Annotated in this window: 20 protein-coding genes; 15 read left to right on the top strand and 5 right to left on the bottom strand. The window is 68.0% G+C overall.

All coding sequences use genetic code 11. The features are described from left to right. Positions 1 to 514: 514 nt before the first annotated feature. On the top strand, positions 515 to 4,018 hold the full coding sequence (gene smc, locus AC06FD_RS03990) for a chromosome segregation protein SMC (RefSeq protein WP_394162675.1): 3,504 nt from the start codon (positions 515 to 517) through the stop codon (positions 4,016 to 4,018). Positions 4,019 to 4,063: 45 nt separating this feature from the next. Continuing rightward, positions 4,064 to 4,801 carry a cell division protein ZipA gene (gene zipA, locus AC06FD_RS03995; protein ID WP_449335346.1) on the top strand — a complete coding sequence of 246 codons (738 nt, stop codon included), beginning with the start codon at positions 4,064 to 4,066 and terminating at the stop codon, positions 4,799 to 4,801. 165 nt (positions 4,802 to 4,966) lie between these two features. Here zipA and AC06FD_RS04000 read toward each other — a convergent pair whose 3' ends face one another. Together AC06FD_RS04000 and AC06FD_RS04005 are read right to left on the bottom strand one after the other, a co-directional pair. Then, entirely contained in the window at positions 4,967 to 5,422 is a 456-nt protein-coding gene (locus AC06FD_RS04000) for an REP-associated tyrosine transposase (protein ID WP_478077016.1), read from the bottom strand. Positions 5,423 to 6,054: 632 nt separating this feature from the next. Further along, positions 6,055 to 7,161, bottom strand: coding sequence for a pyridoxal phosphate-dependent aminotransferase (locus tag AC06FD_RS04005; RefSeq protein ID WP_478077017.1), 1,107 nt, complete (start codon positions 7,159 to 7,161; stop codon positions 6,055 to 6,057). A 143-nt stretch (positions 7,162 to 7,304) separates the two neighbouring features. Between AC06FD_RS04005 and ligA the strand changes: the two genes are divergently transcribed. The 9 genes from ligA to AC06FD_RS04050 all read left to right on the top strand — a co-directional run bounded on the left by ligA (position 7,305) and on the right by AC06FD_RS04050 (position 20,017). Further along, positions 7,305 to 9,767 (top strand): NAD-dependent DNA ligase LigA, encoded by a 2,463-nt coding sequence (ligA, locus tag AC06FD_RS04010; RefSeq protein WP_478077018.1) that lies wholly within the window; start codon positions 7,305 to 7,307, stop codon positions 9,765 to 9,767. A gap of 9 nt (positions 9,768 to 9,776) precedes the next feature. Next, on the top strand, positions 9,777 to 10,262 hold the full coding sequence (locus AC06FD_RS04015) for a GNAT family N-acetyltransferase (RefSeq protein WP_259203186.1): 486 nt from the start codon (positions 9,777 to 9,779) through the stop codon (positions 10,260 to 10,262). Then, a complete protein-coding gene (gene epmA / locus AC06FD_RS04020) occupies positions 10,259 to 11,203 on the top strand; it encodes an EF-P lysine aminoacylase EpmA (protein WP_449335342.1) in 945 nt (314 codons plus the stop codon). Before AC06FD_RS04015 ends, epmA begins: the two co-directional genes overlap by 4 nt. 132 nt (positions 11,204 to 11,335) lie before the next feature. Beyond that, complete coding sequence (locus tag AC06FD_RS04025; protein WP_259203183.1) at positions 11,336 to 12,079, top strand: DUF3011 domain-containing protein; 744 nt, start codon at positions 11,336 to 11,338, stop codon at positions 12,077 to 12,079. A gap of 43 nt (positions 12,080 to 12,122) precedes the next feature. Then, on the top strand, positions 12,123 to 13,184 hold the full coding sequence (mtnA, locus tag AC06FD_RS04030; protein ID WP_478077019.1) for an S-methyl-5-thioribose-1-phosphate isomerase: 1,062 nt from the start codon (positions 12,123 to 12,125) through the stop codon (positions 13,182 to 13,184). A 349-nt stretch (positions 13,185 to 13,533) separates the two neighbouring features. Further along, complete coding sequence (gyrA, locus tag AC06FD_RS04035; RefSeq protein WP_478077020.1) at positions 13,534 to 16,251, top strand: DNA gyrase subunit A; 2,718 nt, start codon at positions 13,534 to 13,536, stop codon at positions 16,249 to 16,251. A gap of 228 nt (positions 16,252 to 16,479) precedes the next feature. Continuing rightward, positions 16,480 to 18,999, top strand: a complete 2,520-nt coding sequence (locus tag AC06FD_RS04040; RefSeq protein WP_478077021.1) for a membrane-bound PQQ-dependent dehydrogenase, glucose/quinate/shikimate family — start codon at positions 16,480 to 16,482, stop codon at positions 18,997 to 18,999. Positions 19,000 to 19,059: 60 nt separating this feature from the next. Beyond that, complete coding sequence (locus AC06FD_RS04045) at positions 19,060 to 19,566, top strand: DUF4952 domain-containing protein (RefSeq protein ID WP_478077022.1); 507 nt, start codon at positions 19,060 to 19,062, stop codon at positions 19,564 to 19,566. Between the two features lie 61 nt (positions 19,567 to 19,627). Continuing rightward, positions 19,628 to 20,017, top strand: a complete 390-nt coding sequence (locus AC06FD_RS04050) for an energy transducer TonB family protein (protein WP_259203175.1) — start codon at positions 19,628 to 19,630, stop codon at positions 20,015 to 20,017. Between the two features lie 15 nt (positions 20,018 to 20,032). On the opposite strand, the gene AC06FD_RS04055 is transcribed toward AC06FD_RS04050, so the two are convergent. Then, a complete protein-coding gene (locus AC06FD_RS04055) occupies positions 20,033 to 20,425 on the bottom strand; it encodes a DUF3037 domain-containing protein (protein WP_478077023.1) in 393 nt (130 codons plus the stop codon). After that, positions 20,403 to 21,179, bottom strand: coding sequence for a HipA family kinase (locus tag AC06FD_RS04060; RefSeq protein ID WP_259203173.1), 777 nt, complete (start codon positions 21,177 to 21,179; stop codon positions 20,403 to 20,405). Before AC06FD_RS04060 ends, AC06FD_RS04055 begins: the two co-directional genes overlap by 23 nt. 628 nt (positions 21,180 to 21,807) lie before the next feature. Here AC06FD_RS04060 and AC06FD_RS04065 point away from each other — a divergent pair. The 3 genes from AC06FD_RS04065 to AC06FD_RS04075 all read left to right on the top strand — a co-directional run bounded on the left by AC06FD_RS04065 (position 21,808) and on the right by AC06FD_RS04075 (position 24,140). Next, a complete protein-coding gene (locus tag AC06FD_RS04065) occupies positions 21,808 to 23,040 on the top strand; it encodes a cytochrome P450 (RefSeq protein WP_478077024.1) in 1,233 nt (410 codons plus the stop codon). A 145-nt stretch (positions 23,041 to 23,185) separates the two neighbouring features. Next, on the top strand, positions 23,186 to 23,668 hold the full coding sequence (locus AC06FD_RS04070; RefSeq protein ID WP_259203170.1) for a LuxR family transcriptional regulator: 483 nt from the start codon (positions 23,186 to 23,188) through the stop codon (positions 23,666 to 23,668). Between the two features lie 103 nt (positions 23,669 to 23,771). Next, a complete protein-coding gene (locus AC06FD_RS04075) occupies positions 23,772 to 24,140 on the top strand; it encodes a hypothetical protein (RefSeq protein WP_478077025.1) in 369 nt (122 codons plus the stop codon). 344 nt (positions 24,141 to 24,484) lie between these two features. On the opposite strand, the gene AC06FD_RS04080 is transcribed toward AC06FD_RS04075, so the two are convergent. Then, the gene (locus tag AC06FD_RS04080; protein WP_394163320.1) at positions 24,485 to 24,613 is read right to left on the bottom strand and encodes a hypothetical protein; all 129 of its coding nucleotides are present in this window, start codon (positions 24,611 to 24,613) and stop codon (positions 24,485 to 24,487) included. Between the two features lie 322 nt (positions 24,614 to 24,935). Here AC06FD_RS04080 and AC06FD_RS04085 point away from each other — a divergent pair, with 322 nt between their 5' ends. Further along, the gene (locus AC06FD_RS04085; RefSeq protein ID WP_394163602.1) at positions 24,936 to 25,241 is read left to right on the top strand and encodes a hypothetical protein; all 306 of its coding nucleotides are present in this window, start codon (positions 24,936 to 24,938) and stop codon (positions 25,239 to 25,241) included. Positions 25,242 to 25,294: the final 53 nt, after the last annotated feature.

Raw genomic sequence — 25,294 nt, forward strand, 5'->3', positions numbered from 1 at the left:
CATGCGCCGGACCCATGGCGCACAACGGTCCCGGCCAAGGCTACCCGCCACCCTCTGCAGGGGATATCGGTGTGGGCGGTTGGGGTGGGGCTACGGCGGTGCCGACGTCACTGGCGGGGTAGTGAGAAATGGATGTTGAGGAGGCGAGCGGGTAAATAGGAGCGGCAAAGGCAGCCACGCATGGCGTGGCGCTACGCTCTCCCGCACCCTCTCGCTTTGCCGGACCGCGGAGCGGGGTTTACGGCGTGTCCCGCGCCCCCTCCCGCACCGCCCCGCGTGCGGCGCAGGTGAGAAGCCGTGCTCTGGCTCTGGCGCTGGCTCCGCGCCTTGACGCCTTCAAGCATTCAAAAACCCCCAACCCCCAGCAAACAGCTGCCCCGTTATACTCAGGCTATCGCGTCGCCCTTGGGGCCATTGAAACCCAGCAACATCAATGGCTTGAAGGTGGGAATCGCCCCGACATCCACCCTGGCGGGGGTCGCTTCAGGCCCTCGCCCCGGAAACCAACCCCGCCATGCGTCTGTCCACGATCAAGCTGTCCGGCTTCAAGTCCTTCGTCGATCCGACCACGCTCCACCTGCCGACCAACATGACCGGCGTGGTGGGGCCCAATGGCTGTGGCAAGTCCAACATCATCGACGCCGTGCGCTGGGTCATGGGCGAAAGCTCGGCCAGCCGCCTGCGTGGCGATTCGCTCACCGACGTCATTTTCTCCGGCTCCTCCGCGCGCAAGCCGGTCTCCCAGGCGACCGTCGAACTTATTTTCGACAATACCGACCACACCATTTCCGGCGAGTACGCCTCGTTCAACGAAATCTCGGTCAAGCGCCAGGTCAGCCGCGACGGCAGCAGCAACTATTATCTCAACGGCACCAAGTGCCGGCGTCGCGACATCACCGACCTGTTCCTCGGCACCGGCCTGGGGCCGCGCAGTTACTCCATCATCGAACAGGGCATGATCAGCCAGATCATCGAAGCCCGCCCCGAAGACCTGCGCGTCTACCTGGAAGAGGCCGCCGGCATCTCCAAGTACAAGGAGCGCCGCAAGGAAACCGAAACCCGCATCCGGCATACCCGCGAAAACCTCGACCGCCTCGGCGACCTCCGCGAGGAAATCGGCAAGCAGCTCGAACACCTCAAGCGCCAGGCCCGCCAGGCCGAGCAGTACCAGGCGTTGCAGGAAGAGCGCCGGGTCAAGGATGCCGAGTGGAAGGCGCTGGAATATCGCGGCCTCGATGGCCGCCTCAGTGGCCTGCGCGAAGCGCTCTCGCAGGAAGAAACCCGCCTGCAGCAGTTCATCGCCGAACAACGTGACGCCGAAGCGCGTATCGAAACCAGCCGCGTGCGCCGCGAGGAAGCCGCCGATGCGCTCAGCACCGCACAGGCCGAGGTCTACCAGGTGGGCAGCACGCTGGCCCGCCTCGAGCAGCAGATCCAGCACCAGCACGAAATGGCGCAGCGCCTGAACAAGGCGCGCGACGAAGCACAGCAGGCCCTGGCCGAACTTGGCCAGCACATCAGCGGCGACGAAGCCAAGCTGGCCGTATTGCGCGAGTCGGTGGACGAGGCCGAGCCGCGACTGGAACAACTGCAGGAAGAAAACGAGATCAAGCAGGAAGCCCTGCGCGATGCCGAAGCCCGCCTCGCCGACTGGCAGCAGCGTTGGGAAGCCCACACCCGCAGCACCTCCGAGGCCTCGCGCGCCGGCGAAGTCGAGCGCACCCGCGTGGACTACCTCGATCGCCAGGTGCTGGAGGCCGACCGCCGCCGTGAAGCGCTCAGCGCCGAACGCACCGGCCTGGACCTGGACGCGTTGGCCGAGGTGTTCGAGGAACTGCACCTGCAGCATGAAGCCCAGAAGGAGTCGCTGGACGGGCTCACCGAACTGGTCGAGCAACGCAAGCAGGCCGTGGCCGCACTGCAGGACCGCCAGCGAACGGGCCAGACCGAACTGGCCGAGATCCGCAAGCAGGCCCAGGCCGCGCGCGGCCGCCTGTCGTCACTGGAAACCCTGCAGCAGGCCGCCCTCGGCCAGGAGCAGGGCGCCGCCGTGGCGTGGCTGAAATCGCGCGGGCTGGATTCCGGCGCGCGCGTGGGCGAGCGCCTCACCGTCGAAAGCGGTTGGGAAAACGCGGTGGAAAGCGCGCTCGGCCAGCTCATCGAAGGCGTGCTGGTGGCCGCTCCCGAGCAACTGGTCGGCGAACTGGCCGAGCTCGGTGACGGCCGCATCGCGCTGGTGTCCGACAGCCAGGAGGCGCTCAATGTCGCGCCCACCTCGCTGGCGGCCAAGGTGCAGGGGCCGACCGCGATCCGTCGCCTGCTCGCGCGCCTGCACGCGGCGGACGACCTGGATGCGGCGCGTGCGCTGCAACCCACGCTGGCCGAAGGCGATTCGGTCATCACCCGCGGCGGCGAACGCCTGGGCGAAGGCTGGGTGCGCGTGTCGCGCTCCGGCGCGGCCAAGCAGGGCGCGCTGCTGCGCGAGCGCGAGATCGTCACCCTGCGCGCGCAGATCGATACCCTGCAGGAGCGCGAAGCCGCGCTGGAACAACAGCTCTCCGCCTTCCGCGAACAGTTGCTGGCCGGCGAGCAGCATCGCGAGGACGCGCAGCGCCAGCTCTACCAGGCCCATCGCAGCGTCTCCGAACTCGGTGGCCAGCTGCAGAGCCAGCAGGGCAAGGTCGAGGCCGCCCGGACCCGCATCGACCGCATCGAAGGCGAGCTGGTGCAGTTGCTGGAAACCCTCGATACCGGCCGCGAGCAGGTGCGCGAAGCACGCGCACGCCTCGACGATGCGGTTACCAGCATGGGCGACCTGGAGGCGGTGCGCGCCGCGCTGGAAGGCGAGCGCCGCCAACTCACCGATGCCCGCGACCAGGCGCGCGACCAGGCCCGCAACGTGCGCGAGAGCGCGCACTCGCTGGCCCTCACCCTGGAATCGCAGCGCACCCAGATCGCCTCGCTGAGCCAGGCGCTGGAGCGCATGAGCACCCAGCGTGGCCAGCTCGACACCCGCCTGGGCGAGCTGCATTCGCAGCTGGACCAGGGCGACTCGCCGGTGCAGAGCCTGCAGGCCGAGCACCAGAACGCGCTGAGCGAACGCGTCCGTGCCGACCGCGTGCTGGGCGAGGCGCGGACGCTGCTGGACGGCATCGATGCGGAACTGCGCAATTTCGAACAGACCCGACACAAGCGCGACGAGCAGGCCCTGGCCCAGCGCGAGCGGATTTCCCAGCGCAAACTCGACCAGCAGGCGCTGGTGCTGAGCGCCGAGCAGCTGTCGGCGTCGGTGGAGAAGGCCGGGTTCGTGCTGCAGGACGTGATCAATACGCTGCCCGAAGAGGCGCGGGTGTCCGATTGGGAACAGACGGTGCACCAGATCGACGGGCGCATGCGTCGCCTGGAGCCGGTCAACCTGGCCGCCATCCAGGAGTACGGCGAAGCCTCGCAGCGCTCGGAGTACCTGGACGCGCAGAACACCGACCTGACCACCGCGCTGGAAACCCTGGAAGACGCGATCCGCAAGATCGACCGCGAGACCCGGGGCCGCTTCAAGGACACCTTCGACCGTGTCAACGCCGGCGTGCAGCAGCTGTACCCACGCCTGTTCGGCGGTGGCCATGCCTACCTTGAACTCACCGGTGAAGACCTTCTCGACACCGGTGTCGCCATCATGGCGCGGCCGCCGGGCAAGCGCGTGTCGAGCATCTCGCTGCTGTCCGGTGGCGAGAAGGCGATGACGGCGGTGGCGCTGGTGTTTGCGATCTTCCAGCTCAACCCCGCGCCGTTCTGCCTGCTGGACGAGGTGGACGCGCCGCTGGACGAAGCCAACGTCGGCCGCCTCGCCAACATGGTCAAGGAGATGAGCGAGAAGGTGCAGTTCCTGTTCGTGAGCCACAACAAGGCCACGATGGAAGCCGCGCACCAGCTCTCGGGCGTCACCATGCGCGAGCCGGGCGTCAGCCGACTGGTCAGCGTGGACCTGGAAGAGGCGGCACGATTGGCGGGCGCCGCCTGACGTGCCATGCTTACCTGAACGTATTTAGCCGGAGACCCCCACCGAATGTCCGACATGGCACTGCTCCGCATCGGCATCCTGGCCGCCGGCCTGCTGTTGATCGCCGCGATCTTCCTGTTTGGCCGCCCGAAGAAGAAATCGCAGGGTCGCCGCGTCGACGCGGCCGATACCGGCGCCGGCGCGCGTCGTGAGCCGAGCCTGGGCGAAGGCGACAGCGCCGAGGCCGGCCGTGATGGCGTCCCCGGCGACGACGGGGTGACCCAGGCCGAGCTGGGCCTGTCCGATGTCGACGGCGCCGCCGCCAGCGACCTGGGCAAGCGCGCCAACCAGGATTTCGACAAGATCGTGTCGCTGTTCGTGGCCGCCCGCGCCGGCGAGCAGTTGCGCGGCGAGGACATCGTGGTGGCTGCGGAGAAGACCGGCCTGGTGTTTGGCCACATGAACGTGTTCCACCGCCTGGTCGAAGGCCACCCTGAGCGCGGTCCGATCTTCTCGATGGCCAGCATCATGAAGCCGGGCAGCTTCGACATGGCCAACATCCGCGAGATGGAAACCCCGGCCATCGCGTTTTTCCTGACCTTGCCGGCGCCGCTCACCGCGCTGGATGCGTGGGAGAAAATGCTGCCCACCGTGCAGCGCATGGGCGAACTGCTCGACGGCGTGGTGCTGGATGACAGCCGCGCTACGCTCGGCCGCCAGCGTGTCGCGCACATCCGTGACGAACTGCGCGCCTATGATCGCCAGCACCAGGCCCCGCCGCTGACCAAAGCCCCGCGCTGGTAAGGCGATCGGGTGTGGTGCAGCCGAGCATGGCTCGGCTCTACCTTGGGGGAAGGGTGGCGGCGTGCAGCGACGGACGCTGGTGTAGCTGAGCGTGGCTCGGCTCTACCCGGCAAAGGGCGTAGCGGCAGACGGTAGAGCCGAGCCATGCTCGGCTGATGGTCGAGCTCATTCCTGCAATGGCCAACGGCACCATGCATGGGGGTATTCCCCCAGTCTGTCGGCCAGTCCCGCCCTAAGGGGATTGGCGGCGATGTAGACCGCATGCCGGCGGAGCGATTCATCGCCCCGCACCGCGTGGTCGAAGTACCCTGGCTGCCACAGCGACGCCCCGCGTCCGAGCGTCTGGTTCAGCAGCCGGCCGCTGCGGGACTTGAACATCTGCATGCAGGCGGCAAGCGTCCCGCTGCGTAACTGGAACATCCAGTGCACAGGGTCGGGCATCACCACCCATGCCAGTGAACACGTGCGTTTCGTGCCTTCGACAAATCGCAGGGCATCGATGATGACCGCGGCGTTTGCGGGTACTGCGAGAAGATGCGCTCTCCCCAGCGTCACGGTGGTGACCACATAGACCTGGGCGATTTCGGAGTGACGTCCAATCTGCAGTCGAGGGCTGGTCATCGCCACACGTTGCCCGTGTGGCAGCCACGCGTTGATCGGCCTGGTGCCTGATCTGCTGTCGGGAATCTGTGCGATGTCGTCTCGCGATCAGCCGAGCATGGCTCGGCTCTACCGATGAAGGGGCGTCGCGGCGGCCGATCAGCCGAGCATGGCTCGGCTCTACCGATGATGGGGCGTCGCGGCGGCCGATCAGCCGAGCATGGCTCGGCTCTACCGATGAAGGGGCGTCGCGGCGGGCGATCAGCCGGGCATGGCTCGGCTCTACCGATGAAGAGGCGTCGCGGCGGGCGATCAGCCGAGCATGGCTCGGCTCTACCGATGATGGGGCGTCGCGGCGGCCGATCAGCCGAGCATGGCTCGGCTCTACCGATGATGGGGCGTCGCGGCGGCCGATCAGCCGAGCATGGCTCGGCTCTACCGATGAAGGGGCGTCGCGGCGGGCGATCAGCCGGGCATGGCTCGGCTCTACCGATGAAGAGGCGTCGCGGCGGGCGATCAGCCGAGCATGGCTCGGCTCTACCGATGATGGGGCGTCGCGGCGGGCGATCAGCCGAGCATGGCTCGGCTCTACCGTAGGAGGGGGTGTCGCCGTGGGCGGGGTAGAGCCGAGCCATGCTCGGCTGCGTGGACCGTCAGGGCGAGGCGCTCACCACCGCCGCGAACGCGTCGCGGAACCGGGCCATCTCCGCTTCGGTACCCACCGTCACCCGCACCCGCTGCGGCCAGATCGGCCAGCTGCGGCCGATCACTACGCCGCGCTCTGCCATCGCAGCAATGAACGCGGTGCCGTCGCGCTTTACATCGACCACGAAACAATTCGCTTCGGACGGCACGCAGCTGAAGCCGCGCGCGCCCAGCCAGCCGACGGTGGCCTGGCGTACGCGGGTGTTCTCGGCCTTGCGCTGCGCGACCAGCGTGGGTTCGCGCAGGCTCGCCAACCCGGCGGCCAGGGCCGTCACCGTCAACGGGTTGTCGCCCAGGCTGGCCAGCTCGCGCAGGCGGTCCGGGTGGGCGGCGGCCACGCCCAGGCGCAGCCCGGCCATGCCGTACAGCTTGGAAAACGTGCGCAGCACGATCAGATCCTCGCGCTGCATCACCTGGCCGATCACCGAGCGCTGGTCGCTGTACTGCAGGTAGGCTTCGTCGACCAGCACGCGGGTCTGCGCCGGCTTGTTGGCGAGCAACCAGGCGATGTCCGCCGCCGGGGTGATCGAGCCGGTCGGGTTGTTGGGATTGCACAGGTACAGCAGGCCAGCATTGATCCGTGCCGCGGCAGCGGCCATCGCACGCACGTCGTGCGCGCCGTCTGCGCGCAGCGCGATTTTCGCCACCGTGGCGCCACGTGCGGCAGCGAGGTCGCCGAGTGCCTCGAAGGTCGGGTCGGCCACCACCAGCCCGGCGCTGGACGAGGTCCACAGGATCGCCGCGCGGTTCAGCGGTTCGCTGGAGCCTGGGTATAGCCGCACCTGCGCCGTGCCCAGGCCCTCCTGCTGGGCGAACAGATCGCGCAGTTCACCGGCCAGCCCGAACAGGTAGCGGCCGCTGCCGGCCACGATGTCGCGTGCGGCCACCTGCGCGGCCGGGGCCGGGCCGTACGGGCATTCGTTGAAGTTGAGCAGGACCGGGGCGTCTGCCGCGGTGCGCGGTGCGGCTGCCGCCGCGCCAGGCACACCCAGCCCGGCCAGGGCCAGGCCGGTGCCGGCCAGTTGCAGGAACGAGCGGCGGGAGGGGGCGGTCACGGTCACGGGACACCTGCAGTGAGGGACTCCGCGCACGCTAGCGCCGTGGTCGGGTAACGGCAATAGTCCGGGCGCCGAACTGCGGGGTGGCTGGCGCAGCCGACAGGCCATAAAATCTACTGCCCCGTCAGGATGCTTCCCGCATGAGCCCCAGCCCCGCTGAACGTGCCGAGGTGCTGCGCCGCCAGATCGACGAAGCCGGCAAGGCCTACCACGAGCGCGACGAGCAGCTGATTCCGGATGCCGACTACGATCGGCTGGTCCGCGAGCTGGAGGCGCTGGAAGCAGCCCATCCCGATCTGGTCCAGGCCGATTCGCCCACCCAGCGCGTGGGCGGCAAGGCATCGTCGCGGTTTGCCGAAGTGCGCCACGCGGTGCCGATGTTGTCGCTGGGCAACGCCTTCAGCGACGAGGAAGTGCAGGATTTCGTGCGCCGCATCGGCGAGCGCCTGCGCCGCGATGCGCTGTATTTTTCCGCCGAACCCAAGCTCGATGGCCTGGCGATCAGCCTGCGCTACGAGAACGGCCGCTTCGTGCAGGGCGCTACCCGCGGCGACGGTGCGACCGGCGAGGACGTCAGCGCCAACCTGCGCCAGATCGAGGTGATTCCCCAGTCGCTTGCCGGTGAGGGGTGGCCGCAGGTGCTGGAGGTGCGCGGCGAGGTGTACATGGCGCGCGCCGATTTCGAGGCCTACAACGCGCAGGCTCGACTGCATGAAGGCAAGGTGCTGGCCAACCCGCGCAACGCCGCCGCCGGCTCGCTGCGCCAGCTCGACCCGAAGATGAGCGCCAGGCGCAAACTGAGCTTCTACGCCTACGGCACCGGACAGGTGCAGGGCGGCGAGCTGCCGGCCACGCACTCGGCCACGCTGGCGCAGCTGCGCGCGTGGGGCTTCCCGGTCAGCGACCTGTGCAAGGTGGTGGAGGGCAGCGACGGCCTGTTGGCCTACTACCGCGATATCGGCGAGCGCCGCGATGGCCTGGCCTTCGATATCGATGGCGTGGTCTACAAGCTGGACGACCGCGCCGGCCAGGAGCAGATGGGCTTCGTCTCGCGCGCACCGCGTTGGGCGATCGCGCACAAGTTCCCGGCCCAGGAGCAGACCACCACGGTGGAAGCCATCGAGATCCAGATCGGCCGCACCGGCGCCGCCACCCCGGTGGCGCGGCTGGCCCCGGTCGCGGTGGCCGGGGTGATCGTCTCCAACGCCACCCTGCACAATGCCGATCAGATCGCACGCCTCGACGTGCGCGTGGGCGATACGGTCATCGTGCGCCGCGCCGGCGATGTGATCCCCGAAGTGGTCAGCGTCATCGCCGACCGTCGCCCGGATGGCGCCACGCCGTGGCGCATGCCCAGCCAGTGCCCGGTGTGCGGCTCGGAGATCGTGCGCGAAGAGGACGCGGCCGCGTGGCGCTGCTCGGGCGAGCTGAGCTGCCCGGCGCAGCGCAAGGAGGCCATCGCCCACTTCGCCTCACGTCGCGCGATGGATATCGACGGCCTCGGCGGCAAGTACATCGAAACGCTGGTCGACGCCGGCATCGTGCGTGGCGTGGCCGACCTGTACCGGCTCACGCGCGACCAGCTGCTGCAGCTCAAGCTGGTGCTCGACGCCGAATCGCCGGAGGCGCTGGCCGCGCAGATCGGCCTGCACCTGCCGCCGGAAGGCAGTGGCGAGTACCTGCGCCGCATCCTCCAACTGGACGGCACTGACGACCGCTGGCGCGCGCAGGCGCTGGCGATGCCGGCCGCGTTCACCTGGAACACGAAGAAGATCGCGACCCGATGGGCCGACAACCTGATCGCGGCGATCGACGCCAGCCGCGACACCACCCTGGAGCGGCTGCTGTTCGCGCTCGGCATCGAGCACGTGGGCGAGAGCACCGCCAAGGCGCTGGCGACCTGGTTCGGCGACCTGGAGCTGATCCGGCAACTGCCGTGGCCGCTGTTCAAGCGCGTGCCCGACATCGGCGGTGAAGTGGCGCGCTCGCTGGGCCACTTCTTCGAGCAGGCCGGCAACCAGGACGCGATCAATGCCTTGCTGCAGGTCGGCCAGGTGCGCATCACCGATACCCATGCGCCGTCGGCCAAGCTGCGCGAGGGCCTGGATTTCGCGCAGGTGCTGGTTGAATCCGAAATTCCCGGGATCACCCGCCTGCGCGCCGAAAAGCTGGTGGCCATGCTGCCCGATGCCGCCGCCGTGCTGGATGCCGAGGCAGTGCGGTTCGTGGCCGCCGGGTTGCCCAACGAGGTCGCCCTGGGCCTGGCCAATTGGCTGGACAGCGACGGCCACGGGCCGATGCTGCTCAAGGCCGAACAGTGCCGCCAGCAGTTGCTGGCACGCGCACCGGAACAGGTCGAGCAGGTGGCCGGCCCGCTTGATGGCCAGACCGTGGTGCTCACCGGCACCCTGGCGCAGATGACCCGCGATGAAGCCAAGGCGCGGCTGGAAGCACTGGGCGCGAAGGTCTCCGGGAGCGTGTCGAAGAAAACTGCGTTCGTGGTCGCCGGCACCGAGGCGGGCTCCAAGCTGGCCAAGGCCGGCGAGCTCGGCATCGAGGTCTGGGACGAAGATCGTCTGGTCGCCTTCCTGGCGCAGCACTGAGAGGCCCGCATGCACACCGTCCCGTTGGATTTCCGCGTTGCCACCGTCGCCGATACCGAGCTGCTGATCGGCCTGATGCGCGCGTTCTATGCCGAAGACAAGCTCGACTTCGACAACGATCGGGTGCGCCGCGCGCTCGCCGCGTTGCTGGAAGAGCCGCGCAATGGCGAAGTGCTGTTGTGGTTGGCCGAAGATGGCCACGTGGTCGGCTATGCCGCGTTGGCGATGGGCTTCAGCCTGGAGCAGGGCGGTCATTTCGCGCTGCTCGACGAGCTGTATCTGCAGCATGACGCGCGCGGCCGCGGCCGCGGCAAGCAGGCGCTGGCGATCCTCGAACAGCGCGCCAACGCGCGCGGCGTGGCGCGCATGCGGCTGGAAGTGAACCATCACAACGAGCTGGCGCGGCGGCTCTACCTGGCCACCGGCTACGTCGACGATACCCGCGACCTGCTGACCCTGCCGCTGGCCGAGCGGCTGAAGGACGCGCGCGCATGATCGCGGCCCTGCGCCAGCGTGCCGCGCTCAATGCGCTGATCCGTGGCTTCTTCGCCGAGCGCGACGTGCTGGAAGTGGAAACCCCGATCCTGTCGGCGGCCGGCAACACCGAGCCGAACATCGACAGCTTCCAGACCCGCTTCAGCGGCCACGTGGACGCCGGCACCGCGCAGCGTTGGCTGCGCACCTCGCCCGAGTACCCGCTCAAGCGCCTGCTGGCCGCGGGCGTGGGCGACTGCTACGAGCTGGGCCGGGTGTTCCGCAACGGCGAAGCCGGCGGCCGCCACAATCCCGAGTTCACCATGCTGGAGTGGTACCGCGTGGGTTGGGACCACCACCGGCTCATCGAGGAGACCGTCGCGCTGGTGCATGCCGCGCTCGGCCTGGTGCAGCGCACCGCGCGCGTGCACGTCATCGACTACCGCAGCCTGTACCGACAGCACGCCGGCGTGGATCCGTTCGAGGCCAGCCTGGCGCAGCTGCAGGCCCCGCTGGCCGACGTGCGCATCGATGCGGACGGGCTGACCCGCGATGACTGGCTGGACCTTCTGATGACCCACTGCATCCAACCGCATTTCGATGACGACTGCATGACGGTGGTGCACGACTGGCCGGCCAGCCAGGCAGCGCTGGCGCGGGTGCGACCGGGCACGCCGCCGTTGGCTGAACGATTCGAGCTGTACCTGGGAGCGGTGGAGCTGGCCAACGGCTACCACGAGCTGAACGATGCAGCTGAACAACGTGCGCGCTTCGAACGCGACCACGCCACCCGCCGTCGTCGTGGCGACGTGCTGCCGCCGCTGGACGAGCACCTGCTCGCCGCGCTGCCCTCGCTGCCGGCCTGTGCCGGGGTGGCGGTGGGCGTGGACCGCCTGCTGATGGCGATGAACCGCACCGGTCGGATTGCTGACGTGCTGGCGATCGAGTTCGCGCGGGCCTGAACGGTTTTGCCGGCCGTTTGCGCCGGTTTTCGACGCACGGGTGTCTTGCGCGCCCTGCATGATGATGCTCTGATCACACCGGATGTCCGAAGGTGGTCATGTGATCGTTCTGGTGCGGCGGGGACTGTGTTGATGAAGCTGTTGGATGTAGCCGACCTGCCGTCGTGGAACGCGCCGCGTTGGACGTGGACGTGGTGGACGCTGGTGCTGTGCAGTACGGCGTTGCCGCTGCACGCAAGCGCGGCCGAGACCGGCTATGCCGGCCAGGTGGTGCGCTGCGAATCGCGTGACATGGAGTGGGTGCACTGCGACATGCCGGTGGCCAATGGCGTCGACCTGGTCCGCCAGTTGTCCGGCAACAGCTGCGTGCGTGGCACCGAATGGGGGACCGACCGTTCCGGGGTATGGGTGACGCTGGGCTGTCGCGGCGAGTTCCGCAGCCGCGTTGCCGCCGGTGCCGGTCAGGCGCGCAACGTGCGCCGCGTCCTGCGCTGCGAATCCAACGGCCGCCCGCAGAACTGCCCCGTGGTGCTGCAGGGCGCCCCCGTGCGGCTGCTACGGCAGTTGTCCTCGATGCCGTGCCGCGAAGGCCATAGCTGGGGCGTGCGCCGCAATGAAGTGTGGGTGACGCGTGGCTGCCAGGGTGATTTCGAGATCGGCGCCGCCGACGGCACCGGCTTCCTGGACATGCCGCGCACGCTGGTCTGCGAATCCAAGTCGCGCCAGCGCCGCTTCTGCGGGGCCACCATCAGCAAGGGCGTGCGCCTGTCCAGGCAGCTCTCCGGCAGCGCCTGCGAGGAAGGCCGCGGCTGGGGCTGGGATGCGCGCGGGGTGTGGGTGGACAACGGCTGCCGGGCCGAGTTCCAGGTCAACTGAGCCCGGATATGGCGGCGCGCACGCGCGCCGCTACAATGGGCGGATGAACGCATCCACCGACATCGACTACGCCCGCTACGACCATATCCGCCCGATCCTGTGGACCGGCGATTCCCTGCAACTGCTCGACCAGCGCAAGCTGCCGTTCGTGGTGGAACACGTGGAATGCCGTGACAGCGATGCCGTGGCCGAGGCCATCCATGCGCTGACCGTGCGCGGCGCGCCGGCGATCGGCATTGCCGCCGCCTGGGGCGTGGTGCTGGCCGCCGGTACGGTGCAGGCCGATGACGGTGCCCAGGCGCTGGCCAAGCTGGAGCCGGCGTTGCAGCGGCTGAATGCCTCGCGCCCGACCGCGGTCAACCTGGCGTGGGCGCTGGCGCGGATGCGCCGCGCCCTGGCCGCGGCCGGCGCCGACTGGCAGCAGGTATTGGCCAATGAAGCCCAGGCCATCGCCGACGAAGACCTGGCCGCCAACCGCCACATGGGCGCGCTGGGCGCCGGCCTGATCGAGGCCGGCAGCGGCGTGTTGACCCACTGCAACACCGGCTCGCTGGCCACTGCCGGGTTCGGTACCGCGCTGGGCGTGATCCGCGCCGGCATGGCCCAGCACCGCATCGCCAAGGTCTTCGCCGGCGAGACCCGGCCGTGGCTGCAGGGTGCGCGCCTGACCGTGTGGGAGCTGCAGCAGGACGGCATCGACGCCACCCTGATCGCCGACTCGGCCGCCTCGCACCTGATGAAGACCGGGGCGGTGCAGTGGGTGATCGTCGGTGCGGACCGCATCTGCGCCAATGGCGATACCGCCAACAAGATCGGCACCTACCAGCTGGCCATCGCCGCCCGCCACCACGGGGTCAGGTTCATGGTGGTGGCCCCGTCCTCCACGGTGGACATGGACACTGCCGACGGCGAGCAGATCGAGATCGAGCAGCGCGATCCGGGTGAGCTGTACGGGGTAGGGGGCACGCGCACCGTGGCCGAGGGCATCGCCGCCTGGAACCCGGTGTTCGACGTCACCCCGGGCAGCCTGATCGATGCGATCGTGACCGAGCGTGGGGTCATCCTGAACCCGACGGTGGCCAACATGCAGGCCGCCTTCGGCTGAGCGGGAGCTTGGCCGGGGCGCGGACCCCGGCGCGAATGGCGGGCGGTGTAACGGGAAGCGGCCACCGGCCAGCGCCGCGCGCGAAGGCCGGCTGCGGCGGCGCCCCGCACCCCTTTGGCTGCGCGGACCGGCTGCCGCTGCGGCCAGCGCCCGGGCAGTGCCGGCCGGTCGCCGGCAGGCGGGCGCGCAACGCCCCGTAAGTTCCTGATTCTTGCCGGTAAAACCCCTGTAAAAGCAGGCGGAAAACGGCCCGTTGTGGTAGACTCCAACGGTTAATCGAGATTCCGACGCGGCCGCCCCGAAAGGGCTGGCGCGGCGGACTGGACCGCACCCAGACAACGGAACCCGAATGGCAGAAACCGCCAAGGAAATCATCCAGGTCAACCTGGAAGACGAGATGCGCAAGAGTTACCTCGATTACGCGATGAGCGTGATCGTGGGCCGCGCACTCCCGGATGCGCGCGATGGCCTCAAGCCGGTGCATCGTCGCGTGCTGTTTGCGATGAGTGAACTCAACGCGCACGCCAACAAGCCTTACTTCAAGTCGGCGCGTATCGTCGGTGACGTCATCGGTAAGTACCACCCGCATGGCGATCAGTCGGTGTACGACACCCTGGTGCGCCTGGCGCAGCCGTTCTCGCTGCGCTACATGCTGGTCGATGGCCAGGGTAACTTCGGTTCGGTCGACGGCGACTCCGCCGCGGCAATGCGTTACACCGAAGCGCGCATGTCCAAGCTCACCCATGAGCTGATGGCCGACCTGGACAAGGAAACCGTCGATTTCCAGCCCAACTACGACGAAAAGGAACTGGAGCCGACGGTCATGCCGACCCGGTTCCCGAACCTGCTGGTCAATGGTTCGGCCGGCATCGCGGTGGGCATGGCCACCAATATCCCGCCGCACAACCTGACCGAATCGATCAACGCCTGCATCGCGCTGATCGACAATCCCGAGATCGACGTCGACGGCCTGATGGAGTACATCCCGGGCCCGGACTTCCCGACCGCGGGCATCATCAACGGTACCGCCGGCATCGTCGCCGGCTACCGGACCGGGCGTGGCCGGGTGCGCATCCGCGCCAAGGCGGAGATCGAAGTGGCCGACAACGGCCGCGAGTCGATCATCGTCACCGAGATCCCGTACCAGGTGAACAAGGCCCGGTTGATCGAGAAGATCGCCGAGCTGGTCAAGGAAAAGAAGCTCGAAGGCATCAGCGAACTGCGCGATGAGTCCGACAAGGACGGCATGCGCATCTTCATCGAGATCAAGCGCGGCGAGTCGGCGGAAGTTGTGTTGAACAACCTCTACCAGCAGACCCAGATGGAGTCGGTGTTCGGCATCAACATGGTGGCGCTGGTCGATGGCCGCCCGCAGTTGATGAACCTCAAGCAGATGCTCGAGGCCTTCGTGCGCCACCGCCGCGAAGTGGTCACCCGTCGCACCGTGTTCGAGCTGCGCAAGGCGCGCGCCCGTGCGCACGTGCTGGAAGGCCTGACCGTCGCGCTGGCCAACATCGACGAGATGATCGAGCTGATCAAGACCTCGCCCAACCCCACCGAGGCCCGCGAACGCATGCTCGCGCGCCTGTGGGAGCCGGGCCTGGTCGGGTCGATGCTGGGCGCTGCGGGCGCGGAAACCTCGCGCCCGGAAGACCTGCCCAAGGGCGTGGGCCTGATCACCGGCGGCTACCAGCTGACCGAGATCCAGGCCACCCAGATCCTGGAAATGCGCCTGCACCGCCTGACCGGGCTGGAGCAGGACCGCCTGACCGAAGAGTACAAGCAGCTGCTGGAAACCATCGCCGGGCTGATCCACATCCTGGAAGATCCGGACCGCCTGCTGCAGGTGATCCGCGAAGAGCTGATCAACGTGCGCACCGAGTTCGGCGACGAGCGCCGCACCGAGATCCGCCACAGCGAAGAAGACCTGGACATCCTCGACCTGATCGCCCCGGAAGACGTGGTGGTCACCCTGTCGCACGCCGGTTACGTCAAGCGCCAGCCGGTCAGCGCCTACCGCGCACAGCGCCGCGGCGGTCGTGGCCGCAGCGCCGCGTCGACCAAGGAAGAGGATTTCATCGAGCAGTTGTGGCTGGTCAACACCCACGACACGCTGCTGACCTTCACCAGCGCCGGCAAGGTGTTCTGGCTGCCGGTGCACCAGTTGCCCGAAGCCGGTTCCAACGCCCGTGGCCGCCCCATCATCAACTGGATTCCGCTGGAACCCGGTGAGCGGGTGCAGGCGGTGTTGCCGGTGCGCGAGTACGCCGAACGCCAGTTCGTGTTCTTCGCCACCCGCAACGGCACGGTCAAGAAGACCCCGCTCAGCGAGTTCGCCTTCCGCCTGGCGCGCGGCAAGATCGCGATCAACCTCGACGAGGGCGATGCGCTGGTCGGCGTCGGCCTGACCGATGGCGACCGCGACATCCTGCTGTTCGCCTCCAACGGCAAGACCGTGCGCTTCGGCGAGGACAAGGTCCGCTCGATGGGCCGCACCGCCACCGGCGTGCGCGGCATCAAGATGGCCAAGGGCGAGGAAGTGGTCAGCCTGATCGTGGCCGAGAGTGCCGGCGGCAACGAGGACGAGAACGAGGATGACGGCAACGTCGAAGAAATCGCGATCGAAAACGGCGACGCCGTGATCGAGGTCGGTGACGACGACAACATGCTGTACATCCTGACCGCCACCGAGAACGGCTACGGCAAGCGCACCCCGCTGCCGGACTACCCGCGCAAGGGCCGTGGCACGCAGGGCGTGATCGGCATCCAGACCACCGAGCGCAACGGCAAGCTGGTGAGCGCGGTGCTGATGGGCGCGGCCGACGAAGTGCTGTTGATCTCCGATGGCGGCACGCTGGTGCGCACCCGCGGTTCGGAAATCAGCCGCGTGGGTCGTAACACCCAGGGCGTCACCCTGATCCGCCTGTCCAAGGACGAGAAGCTCCAGGCCGTCGAGCGCATGGATGCCTCGATCGAAGACGAAGAACTGGCGGTGGATGCGGTGCCGCCTGTCGAAGGCAGCGTCGAGATCGCACCGGTCGCCGGTGACGAGACCCCGCAGGGCTGATCGCAGCGCCTTGCGGTACCACGACAACGCCGGCCTCGTGCCGGCGTTGTCGTTTCCGCGCCGGGTGCGGCCGCGACGCACCTTGCCGATCGTGGCGGCCGGGCGAAAGAACGCATGCACTTCACGGGCACGGTGGGATAACGGCACCCGAACCAGCGGACGTTTGCGTCCGCGATGGCCTTCCCCCTGCAGTCGGAGCCGCTCCGGCTGTGCCGCCAGGAGCGCACGATGTCCGCCTCACCCCACGCCGTCCCCCCCGATTCCTCATCCGCCGTGCGACGCCCGCGCCACGGCCTGGTTACCGTCTTGTCGCTCGTGCTGGTGCTGCTCGGCCTGGTGCTGGGCGGGCTGGGCGCGTGGCTGGCCACCCTCGGTGGCTCCTGGTACTACCTGCTCGCCGGTATCGGGCTGCTCGTGTCCGGCGTGCTGCTGTGGGGCAACCGGCGTGCCGGAGCGCTGTGGTTCGGCGCGGTGTTCGTGGGCACGCTGCTGTGGACCGCGTGGGAGTCGGGCAGCGACTACTGGCGTTGGGTGCCGCGGCTTGGACTGATCGTCGGCATCGGCTTCGTGCTCGCGTTGCTGCTGCCCACGCTGGACCGGCCGTTCACCCGGCGGCTCTCGCGCAGCCTGGCCGGCGTGCTGGCGGCGGTGTTCGTGGCGGCGTTCGTGCTGGCCTTCGTGCCGCACGGCATCACCGCGGCCAATGGTGACTTCCCCGAGCCGATGACCAGTGCCGGGCTCGCGCCCACCGCCGATGCGCCGTTGCAGCCGGCCGACAAGCCGGCCGACGGCGATTGGGCCGCCTACGGGCGCAACAACGCCGCCACCCGTTTCTCGCCACTGCAGCAGATCACCCCGGACAACGTCGGCACGCTCGAACAGGCCTGGCTGTTCCGCACCGGCGACCTGCCCGAGAAGCGCTGGGGCGCGGAGACCACGCCGCTCAAGGTGGGCGACACGCTGTACCTGTGCACCGCGCGCAACCAGTTGGTGGCGCTCAATGCCGCCGACGGCACCGAGCGCTGGCGCTTCGACCCGAAGATCAAGGACAAGTCGATTCCGTACACGGCGGCCTGCCGTGGCGTGTCGTACTACGAAGTGCCGGCCATCGCGCAGCAGGCCGCCGATGCGGACGTTGCCGCCGACCTGGCCAATGCCGCGCCGGGCGTGCCGGTGCTGACCCAGCTGCCGCGCAGTGCCTGCGCGGCGCGCATCATCGAAGGCACCCTGGATGGCCGCCTGATCGCGGTGGATGCCGCCACCGGCAAGCCGTGCGCCGGCTTCGGCAACAACGGGCAGGTCGACATCACCCTGGGCATGGGCGACAGCCCGGCCGGCTATGTGTCCATCACCTCGCCGCCGGCGATCGTGCAGGGCGTGGTCGTCACCGGCCACCAGGTGCTCGACGGCCAGCGTCGCGATGCGCCGTCCGGGGTGATCCAGGCCTATGACGCGGTGACCGGCAAGCTGCGCTGGGCCTGGGACATGGACCAGCCGGAACTGACCGGCCTGCCGGCGCAGGGCAGGACCTACACCCGGGGTACCCCCAACATGTGGACCACCGCCACCGGCGATGACCAGCTTGGCCTGGTCTACCTGCCGATGGGCAATTCGGCCGGCGACTACTGGAGTGGCTCGCGCACCGAGAACCAGAACAAGTACGCCACCTCGCTGGTCGCCATCGACGTCAACACCGGCAAGCCGGCCTGGCATTTCCAGGCGGTGCGCAAGGACGTGTGGGACTACGACATGGGTTCGCAGGCCACGCTGGTCGATTACCCCACCGCCGCCGGCAAGGTGCCGGCGATCCTGCTGCCGACCAAGCAGGGCGACATGTATGTGCTCGACCGCCGCACCGGCCAGCTGCTGACACCGGCCGAGGAGCGCAAGGTGCCCGCCGGTGGCGTGGAGCCCGGGCAGCGCTCGCCCACCCAGCTGTTCTCGCTGTACCACACGCTGCGCAAGCCGGACCTCACCGAGCGCGACATGTGGGGCATCACCCCGATCGACCAGTTGGTCTGCCGCATCCAGTTCCGCAAGGCCAGCTACGAAGGGTTCTACACCCCGCCCACCGCCGACCGCCATTCCATCGAGTATCCCGGCTACAACGGCGGCTCGGACTGGGGCAGCGTGTCGGTGGATCCGCGGCGTGGCGTGATCGTGGCCAACTACAACGACATGCCCAACTACAACCTGCTGGTGCCGCGCGCCAAGGCCGACAAGCTGGGATGGGTGCCGCGCGAGGAGGTGCGCGCCGACAAGGGCGGTGCCGAAGGCGCGGGCGACCCGCAGGTGGGCACGCCGTATGCGATCGACGTCAACGCCGGCTGGCGCCTGCCGTTCACCAAGCTGCTGTGCAAGCAGCCGCCGTACGGTGGCATCCGCGCGGTCGACCTGCGCACCGGCAAGACGCTGTGGGACCGCCCGTTCGGCAGTGCGCGCGGCAATGGCCCGTTCGGCATCCGCTCCGGCCTGCCGATCGAGATCGGCACGCCCAACAACGGCGGCTCGGTGGTCACCGCCAGCGGCCTGATCTTCATCGCCGCGGCTACTGATGACCTGCTGCGCGCGATCGACCTGAAGACCGGCAAGGAGCTGTGGCACGCCAAGCTGCCGGCCGGCGGCCAGGCCAACCCGATGATCTACGCGTTCGGCGGGCGCCAGTACGTGGTGATCATGGCCGGCGGACATCACTTCATGGAAACCCCCGCGGGCGATTACGTGATTGCCTACGCGTTGCCGAAGTAAGCGGCGTCGGTTGGGCGCATCGATTACGATGCGCCCACCTCCCGCATCTCACCAGCACCCATGAGCACGACCCGCGCCGCGCACCTGGTATCGCTCTCGTTGTGCGGCGTGCTCGCGCTGACCGGCCACGCCGCCGCCGGCACCCAGGACGCGGACGCGGCGCTGGCGGAGTGGGAGGCGCATGGCCGCGGCGACGGGCTGGCGCGGCCCGATACCCAGTGCCAGGACTTCCTGCTGGCCCTGGGCCGCAAACCGGCCACCATCGAGTACCTGGGCTGCGAGCAGGACGACGCCTCCTACCTGCAACCGATGACCGCGCGCTACCGGGTGAGCGGGGCGTCCGCGGTCGCGGTGGAGGCCTACCTGCACCAGACCTTCGGCATGCCCATGTTGACCTATGTCTGCTGCGGCTGGAGCAGCGGTGCGCCGTATGCATGGCGTGCGGGCCCCGATGCAGTGGGCTACGACATCGGCATGGGGGTGGAGACCGTGCGTTATCCGCGCGAGCAGTGGGCGCGGATTCCCGGTTTCGAGATCCGCGTGGGCGTGGTGAGGCGCAGTCCCTAGGACCGGGGCGCAGGTTGCAGGTACTCTTGGGCCTTCGGTTCACTGGCACACAAGGAAGACCATGCACCTGTCCCTGTTGCGCACCACCGTGGTGGCGCTTGTCCTGGCCCTCAGTCCCGCCGCCCTCGCTGCCGAGGGGGCGCCCCTGGAACTGACGCCCGCCGAAGGGCTCACTTACTGGACGCCGGCGCCGGGTACGTTCACGCCCAGGACGATGGCCGACCCCGAGCGCGTTGCGTTCGCCGACGAAGTCACCCTGGCCTACACGATCACCGCGCGCGGTCGTACCACCAACGTGCAGGTGATCGACGCCACGCCCGCGGGCGCGCACACCGGCTGGGCGGTCAGCGCGATCAAGGCCATGCGTTTCGAGCCGACCGCGCGCAATGCGGCGCGTACGCCGATCCGCAGCCAGATCACCAGTCGTTGGGATGGGCCGGCCCCGAAGTAGGCCCCACCGCAGGCGTCAGCGCGGGACCCGCACCATGCGGTTGAGCAGATGCTCCACCACGCCTGCAGGCTCGACGGTCCGGCCCACGTGCGTGCTGGACATCTGCACCACCGAACTGCGCTTGGCGGTGAGGAAGTGGAAGCGGGCACGTGCCGGCAGCTGCGCGATCGGGCCCGCGTCGGCATCGCCGCGGCAGATCGCCACGATCGCATCCAGCCACGGCTGCAGCGCGTCCAGGTCCAGCGCCGGCGCGAAGGCATGCAGGCGCGCCGGATCGATGTCGATGGCCGCTTCCAGGTGCCTGGCCCCGGGACACGACACGATCACCCCGACGTTGATGAACTCCTCGCGTTCGACGCGGGGCACCACGCGGATCACCGCGTAGTCATACGTGTGCAGCGTGGGCACGGACGGCCTCCTGGACGAAGACGGCACGCACCTGCAGGCGGCGCTTGAGATAGGTCACATAGGCCTGGCGATACGCCGCCGGGCTGTCGAAATACGGCTCATCCACCAGCCAGCTGTCCGGCACCAGACCGACGATGCGTTCGATCTCGGCATCGGTGAGCAGGGCCGCCAGCGCGGCATCGGCCTCGGCGATCTTCGTGGCGAACGGCAGCAGCACATGGTCGCGGATCAGCACGAAGGGCTTCTCGCAGGCATCCCCGGCGTTGGCCCAGTCGTGGTGGAAGTACATCGCCGCGCCGTGGTCGATCAGGTACAGCGTGCGGTGCCACACCATCAGGTTGGGGTTGCGCGCGGTGCGGTCCACGTTGCTGGTGAGCGCATCGAACCACACGATCCGCGAGGCCAGGTCGGCGTCCACCGGCATCGCCGCCGGGTCGTAGTTGATCGCCCCGGGCAGGTAGTCGCTGCCCAGGTTGAGCCCCTCGCTGGCACGGATCAGGTCCTGGATCTCCGGGTCTGGCTCGGTGCGGGCGAACTCACGGTCCAGTTCCACGAACACGATCTCCGGGATCGGCAGCCCCACGCTGCGCGCCATTTCCCCGGCGATCAGCTCGGCGATCAGCGCCTTGGGGCCTTGCCCGGCCCCACGGAACTTGAGCACGACCATGCCATCGTCGTCGGTCTCGACCACGGCGGGCAGGGAGCCGCCTTCGCGGAGGGGGGTGATGTAGCGCAGGGCGTGCACGGTTCGCATGGGGGCATTCTAGCGTGTGGCATCCATGGCCGAAGCACGGGAAGACGCCGTGGTGCGCATGATGCGGGTCGCTGGCGGGGGCATGCCGTGGTTGTGTACTCGCCGAGCCGAGCCGAGCCGAGCCGAGCCGTGGCGGTCGGGCATGCGTGATGGGCTTCCCGGAGCCGCTCCATGGACGACCTCGCGTTGCCGCCAGCGGCGCGCGGCCGGTTGGACGCGCTCGGCGCGAGTCGGTGTTCTGAGGTCTGCGCCGTCGCCTGAAAGGGCGTCGAAATGTGATGAGTTTCTCGTTGAATATGAGTGCTCGTCAGTGAAATTTGGGCGATTCCGATGTGCTTCGTGTTAATCGGGTGAAATATCGATCGCCCCGGGTTTTGCGTGTTACAAGAGGGCGCCAGGCAAGCCTTGCCTGGTATTCGATGTTGGGACCACGACGAAACTAAGGAGTCATACCATGGCTAATCTTGTTCGCGCCTTGCAGGTTTCCCTCAATCTGCGTTCGCACAGTCCGACCCAGAGCATCCGTTCGAAGTACATCTACTGGATCATCTTCTAAGCGCAGCGGTTTTCGCGTGTTTTCATGAACCTCCAGGGGTGGTCGATGGCCACCCCTGGCTTCGGAGGGCATATGGCGGATCGCAGCGCAGGCACGGAAGTCATTTCGATCGATGATCTGCTGGAACGGGTCCGCCAGGAAGGCCCGGTGCTCAATTTCCAGAATGATGTGGTGGGTATTTTCGACCCGGCCCTGGCGGTGAAAGTCGACAAGGCGAACACCGACCAGCACACGGTGCCCGATTCGCTGATCGATTATCTCGGGCTGCGTGGATCCGCGCCGCCGGTGGCGTGGCGCGAGGTGCGCGCGCTGCTCAGCGAGCAGGGCGGTCGCCTGGCTGCACCCGAGCAGATGCGTGCGCTGTATCTGCGCATGCACGCCTTCCTGTCCCGGCGCTGCGGTGCGGTCCAGGACCTGAGCGAGCTCAGCTGGTGGGCGATTTCCGAGCCGCTGCTGCCCTTGCTGATCGATGGCATGGATGCGCGCGATACCGATGCGCTGATCGGCGAGCAGAAGACCCGCTACAGTGGCATCGTGCTGCAGGATTTCGGCTTCTTCCGCCGCCTGCTGAATCTCCACCTGTCGCGCAAGGCGGCGCGCACGGTGGTGCGCCATATCAAACGGCGCGTGCGCGATACCGACGTGCATGACGATTTCCTGCAGTCGCTGCTGCCCCTGGTCGGCCGTATCGGCGTGGATCGCGTGGCCTACCTCATTTCGACCGTGCTGGCCGGTATGTCCGGGCTGCCCGGGATCACCGCCGCGAGCCTGCTGTATGCACTGCACCGCTTCCCCGAGTGGCAGCAACGAATCCGTGCCGAGACCAGCGCACTCAGCCTCGAGTCGCTGTACACGCTGCCGATGCGCGAGCTGCCGTGTACGTCGCGTTTCATCAAGGAGACGATCCGGGTGTGGCCGGGGCTGTTCGCGCTGCGGCGCCCCGCCTGGCACGACATCGAGGCCGAAGGCGTGTCCATCAGGAAGGGCGCAGCCTACGAGCTGTCCTCGTACTACCAGCATCATTCCCCCGAATTCTGGGATCAGCCCGACGTGTTCGATCCGGACCGCTGGCTGCCATCGCGCCGGCAGCCCAACAAGGGTGCTTACGTGCCCTTCGGGTTTTCCTCGCGCGCGTGTATCGGCAGTGCGGTCGGGCACGCGCAGCTGGTGCTGTTCTGTGCGTTGATCACCCGTGACTTTGACATCCGGGTCCAGGCCGAGCCCGCCCCGTGGATGAAACTGGAGGGGTTTGCCATTCCAATCGATTTCAAGGGCGTGGTGACGCCGCGCGCGCGTGCTGGCTGACGGCACGCACGACGCATGCCGCTGGCGGCCGCTGGCGGACGCTGGGCCGCCTTGGCGGGTGGGTGGGCATCGTGCGCTGCGTCTTGACCGGCCCACGAGTGGGGTCTAGAAGGCAGGGGTCAACCCGGTTCGCAGTGGAGGTCGTATGAAGAACGTCATTGCCGCATCGCTCGCCCTGTTGCTGCTGCAGGCCTCCTCGACATTTGCCGCGCCCCCGACGGTTTCACCGCTGGCAGGGCGCTGGACGCTGGATGTGGCAACGTTGCCGATGCCTGCGGAGGCGCGACCGCAGAGCGTCACTCTGGAGTTCGCGGAAGTGCCCGGCGGCAAATGGTCCTCCCGGGTCGCCATCGTCGAGCACAGCGGCAATCGGCTGGACGCTGCCTCCACGATGCTGCTGGATGGCACGCCCGCCCCGGCCACCGGCACCTATCCGGTGGACCGCGTAGCGGCAAAAATGCCGGCGCCCGGGGTATTGGTGGTGCAGTTCATCTACCAGAACATTCCGCGCTCCACCCGCGTGTACACCGTGAGCGCCGACGGCAAGGTCCTGACCGAAACCGAGGCCTATTTCCGGGACGGCCAGCCGGTGCTGCGAACGGCACATTTCGATCGCGCCAGGCAATGACGGCCCCCCCAGCCGTAGCGGCCTGACGGTCTCCGCTTCGGGCGGATTGGCAAGCGGTGGCGGGCATGCCATCTTGCCGGCCACACAGGCGCGGGGCGAGACGATGGGGAAGGGATATGCGTATCTGGCGCTGACGGTCATCGGTGCGCTGATGCTGTGGGCAACCGGTCAGTTCGACGAAGTGGCCGGTGGCACCAACGTGAGAGCGCGCGAGGCTTACTGGCAGGAGCAGGTGGACGATGCCGCGCTGCGGGGGCAATCCCGTGCGGCGGTGGACGCATTCGCGGCCACCCACCACCTGGTGCTTCAGTGCGAGAAGACCGCTGTTGCCTCGCACCTCACCGAGTGCCTGGTGGACGATCCGCAGGCCAAAGGCGGTACCGCCACGCACCCGGTGACCCTGCAACTGGCGTTCATGTTCCAGGGCGACACCTTGCACACGTTTGCCGCCAGCCCGCGATCGCTGGAGTAGCGGGTCCCCGAGCAGTGCGTCACTGCATCCTAAGCGCGAGTACGCAGGAACGGGGCAATCTTTCGGATCATGCGGCGTTCGGTTCACGGATGGAATCCATCTCAACTGAGAGGCCAGGTCGGTGAGGCCGCTCGTGTATTACTCGTCCATGCTCTCCGTGGACGGTCTCTCGCTTGAAGCCGGCGGCCTCCAGTTCGGAGGCGACGTAGTCAACGTCGTTACTGCAGATCGGTGTCGCTGACGTGTCTCTGCGTGCACTGCCATCCAGGAACTCGACATCCAGCCGCGCCCGTGACTCGCCCGCATTTCTCAGTACCAGGGCAAAGCCCCCCTGTGAAGTGAGGCTAGCGCTGAAGCCGGATGTTCCCGAGCCGAATGGTCTTGCCGGTTTGCTTCATGGCTGTCGAAAGCTGCACGGTCGTCATCGCGCTGATCGATTTCGTCGTCCTGATCAGGTTCAGCAGGCGCGTCACCCACTGCTCGGGAGTGAAAGCGCCTGACGGTGCATCTTGAGCAGAAAGCGGTGCCGGATGCGTTCGCGTGTGATCAGCGGGCGAAGACGCCGCTGTACTCGCACAGGCACAGAAGGCGGATACACAGAGGGCAACCGTCCAAGGCCGCGAAAACACGTACCCCAACATGAGCGATCCTTGCGTGATGAACGCTGACCGTAGGGCCGGCCAGGTGAAGCGCAGGTTAAGCCGAAACGCACGTGCGCAATAGCGCGCGCAACTGGTCTAGGATGTCCGTGAACATCGCGGAGGTGCACGCATGAACGACACAGCGACTCACGCAATGCCGCCCTTGGATGGCCCCAAGGCCGAGCAGATGATCGGCAAGGTGGTACTGGTCGGTGTCACCCGCTACGGCGGCGATGGCCAGGTGCAGGGACTGCAGCAATATGCTGGCAGGGTGCTGCGGATCAGTTTCGACGAAGGCGTGGTGCTGGCCGACGATGTCGACGGGCACGAGCGTTATCTGCCGCCGATGCTGGACAACTACGTGGCCGCCGAGCCGGGCGAGTACCGGATGCTTTCCACGGGGGCCACGGTGGTCGATCCGGACTATGTGGTGACCTGGGACCTGCACGCGCGGCAGTAACGGGGCAGGGGGACCCGACGCCGTCGAGGGGCTGCCTTTGCGGCGTCGGGCGG

The organism is Stenotrophomonas sp. Steno-Z1, assembly GCF_056393175.1.

Bases quoted from the DNA above. Each gene is read 5' to 3' on its own strand.
- smc (WP_394162675.1), top strand. From the start codon at position 515: ATGCGTCTGTCCACGATCAAGCTGTCCGGCTTCAAGTCCTTCGTCGAT.
- zipA (WP_449335346.1), top strand. From the start codon at position 4,064: ATGTCCGACATGGCACTGCTCCGCATCGGCATCCTGGCCGCCGGCCTG.
- AC06FD_RS04000 (WP_478077016.1), bottom strand. From the start codon at position 5,422: ATGACCAGCCCTCGACTGCAGATTGGACGTCACTCCGAAATCGCCCAG.
- ligA (WP_478077018.1), top strand. From the start codon at position 7,305: ATGAGCCCCAGCCCCGCTGAACGTGCCGAGGTGCTGCGCCGCCAGATC.
- AC06FD_RS04015 (WP_259203186.1), top strand. From the start codon at position 9,777: ATGCACACCGTCCCGTTGGATTTCCGCGTTGCCACCGTCGCCGATACC.
- epmA (WP_449335342.1), top strand. From the start codon at position 10,259: ATGATCGCGGCCCTGCGCCAGCGTGCCGCGCTCAATGCGCTGATCCGT.
- AC06FD_RS04025 (WP_259203183.1), top strand. From the start codon at position 11,336: ATGAAGCTGTTGGATGTAGCCGACCTGCCGTCGTGGAACGCGCCGCGT.
- mtnA (WP_478077019.1), top strand. From the start codon at position 12,123: ATGAACGCATCCACCGACATCGACTACGCCCGCTACGACCATATCCGC.
- gyrA (WP_478077020.1), top strand. From the start codon at position 13,534: ATGGCAGAAACCGCCAAGGAAATCATCCAGGTCAACCTGGAAGACGAG.
- AC06FD_RS04040 (WP_478077021.1), top strand. From the start codon at position 16,480: ATGTCCGCCTCACCCCACGCCGTCCCCCCCGATTCCTCATCCGCCGTG.
- AC06FD_RS04045 (WP_478077022.1), top strand. From the start codon at position 19,060: ATGAGCACGACCCGCGCCGCGCACCTGGTATCGCTCTCGTTGTGCGGC.
- AC06FD_RS04050 (WP_259203175.1), top strand. From the start codon at position 19,628: ATGCACCTGTCCCTGTTGCGCACCACCGTGGTGGCGCTTGTCCTGGCC.
- AC06FD_RS04060 (WP_259203173.1), bottom strand. From the start codon at position 21,179: ATGCGAACCGTGCACGCCCTGCGCTACATCACCCCCCTCCGCGAAGGC.
- AC06FD_RS04065 (WP_478077024.1), top strand. From the start codon at position 21,808: ATGGCGGATCGCAGCGCAGGCACGGAAGTCATTTCGATCGATGATCTG.
- AC06FD_RS04070 (WP_259203170.1), top strand. From the start codon at position 23,186: ATGAAGAACGTCATTGCCGCATCGCTCGCCCTGTTGCTGCTGCAGGCC.
- AC06FD_RS04075 (WP_478077025.1), top strand. From the start codon at position 23,772: ATGGGGAAGGGATATGCGTATCTGGCGCTGACGGTCATCGGTGCGCTG.
- AC06FD_RS04085 (WP_394163602.1), top strand. From the start codon at position 24,936: ATGCCGCCCTTGGATGGCCCCAAGGCCGAGCAGATGATCGGCAAGGTG.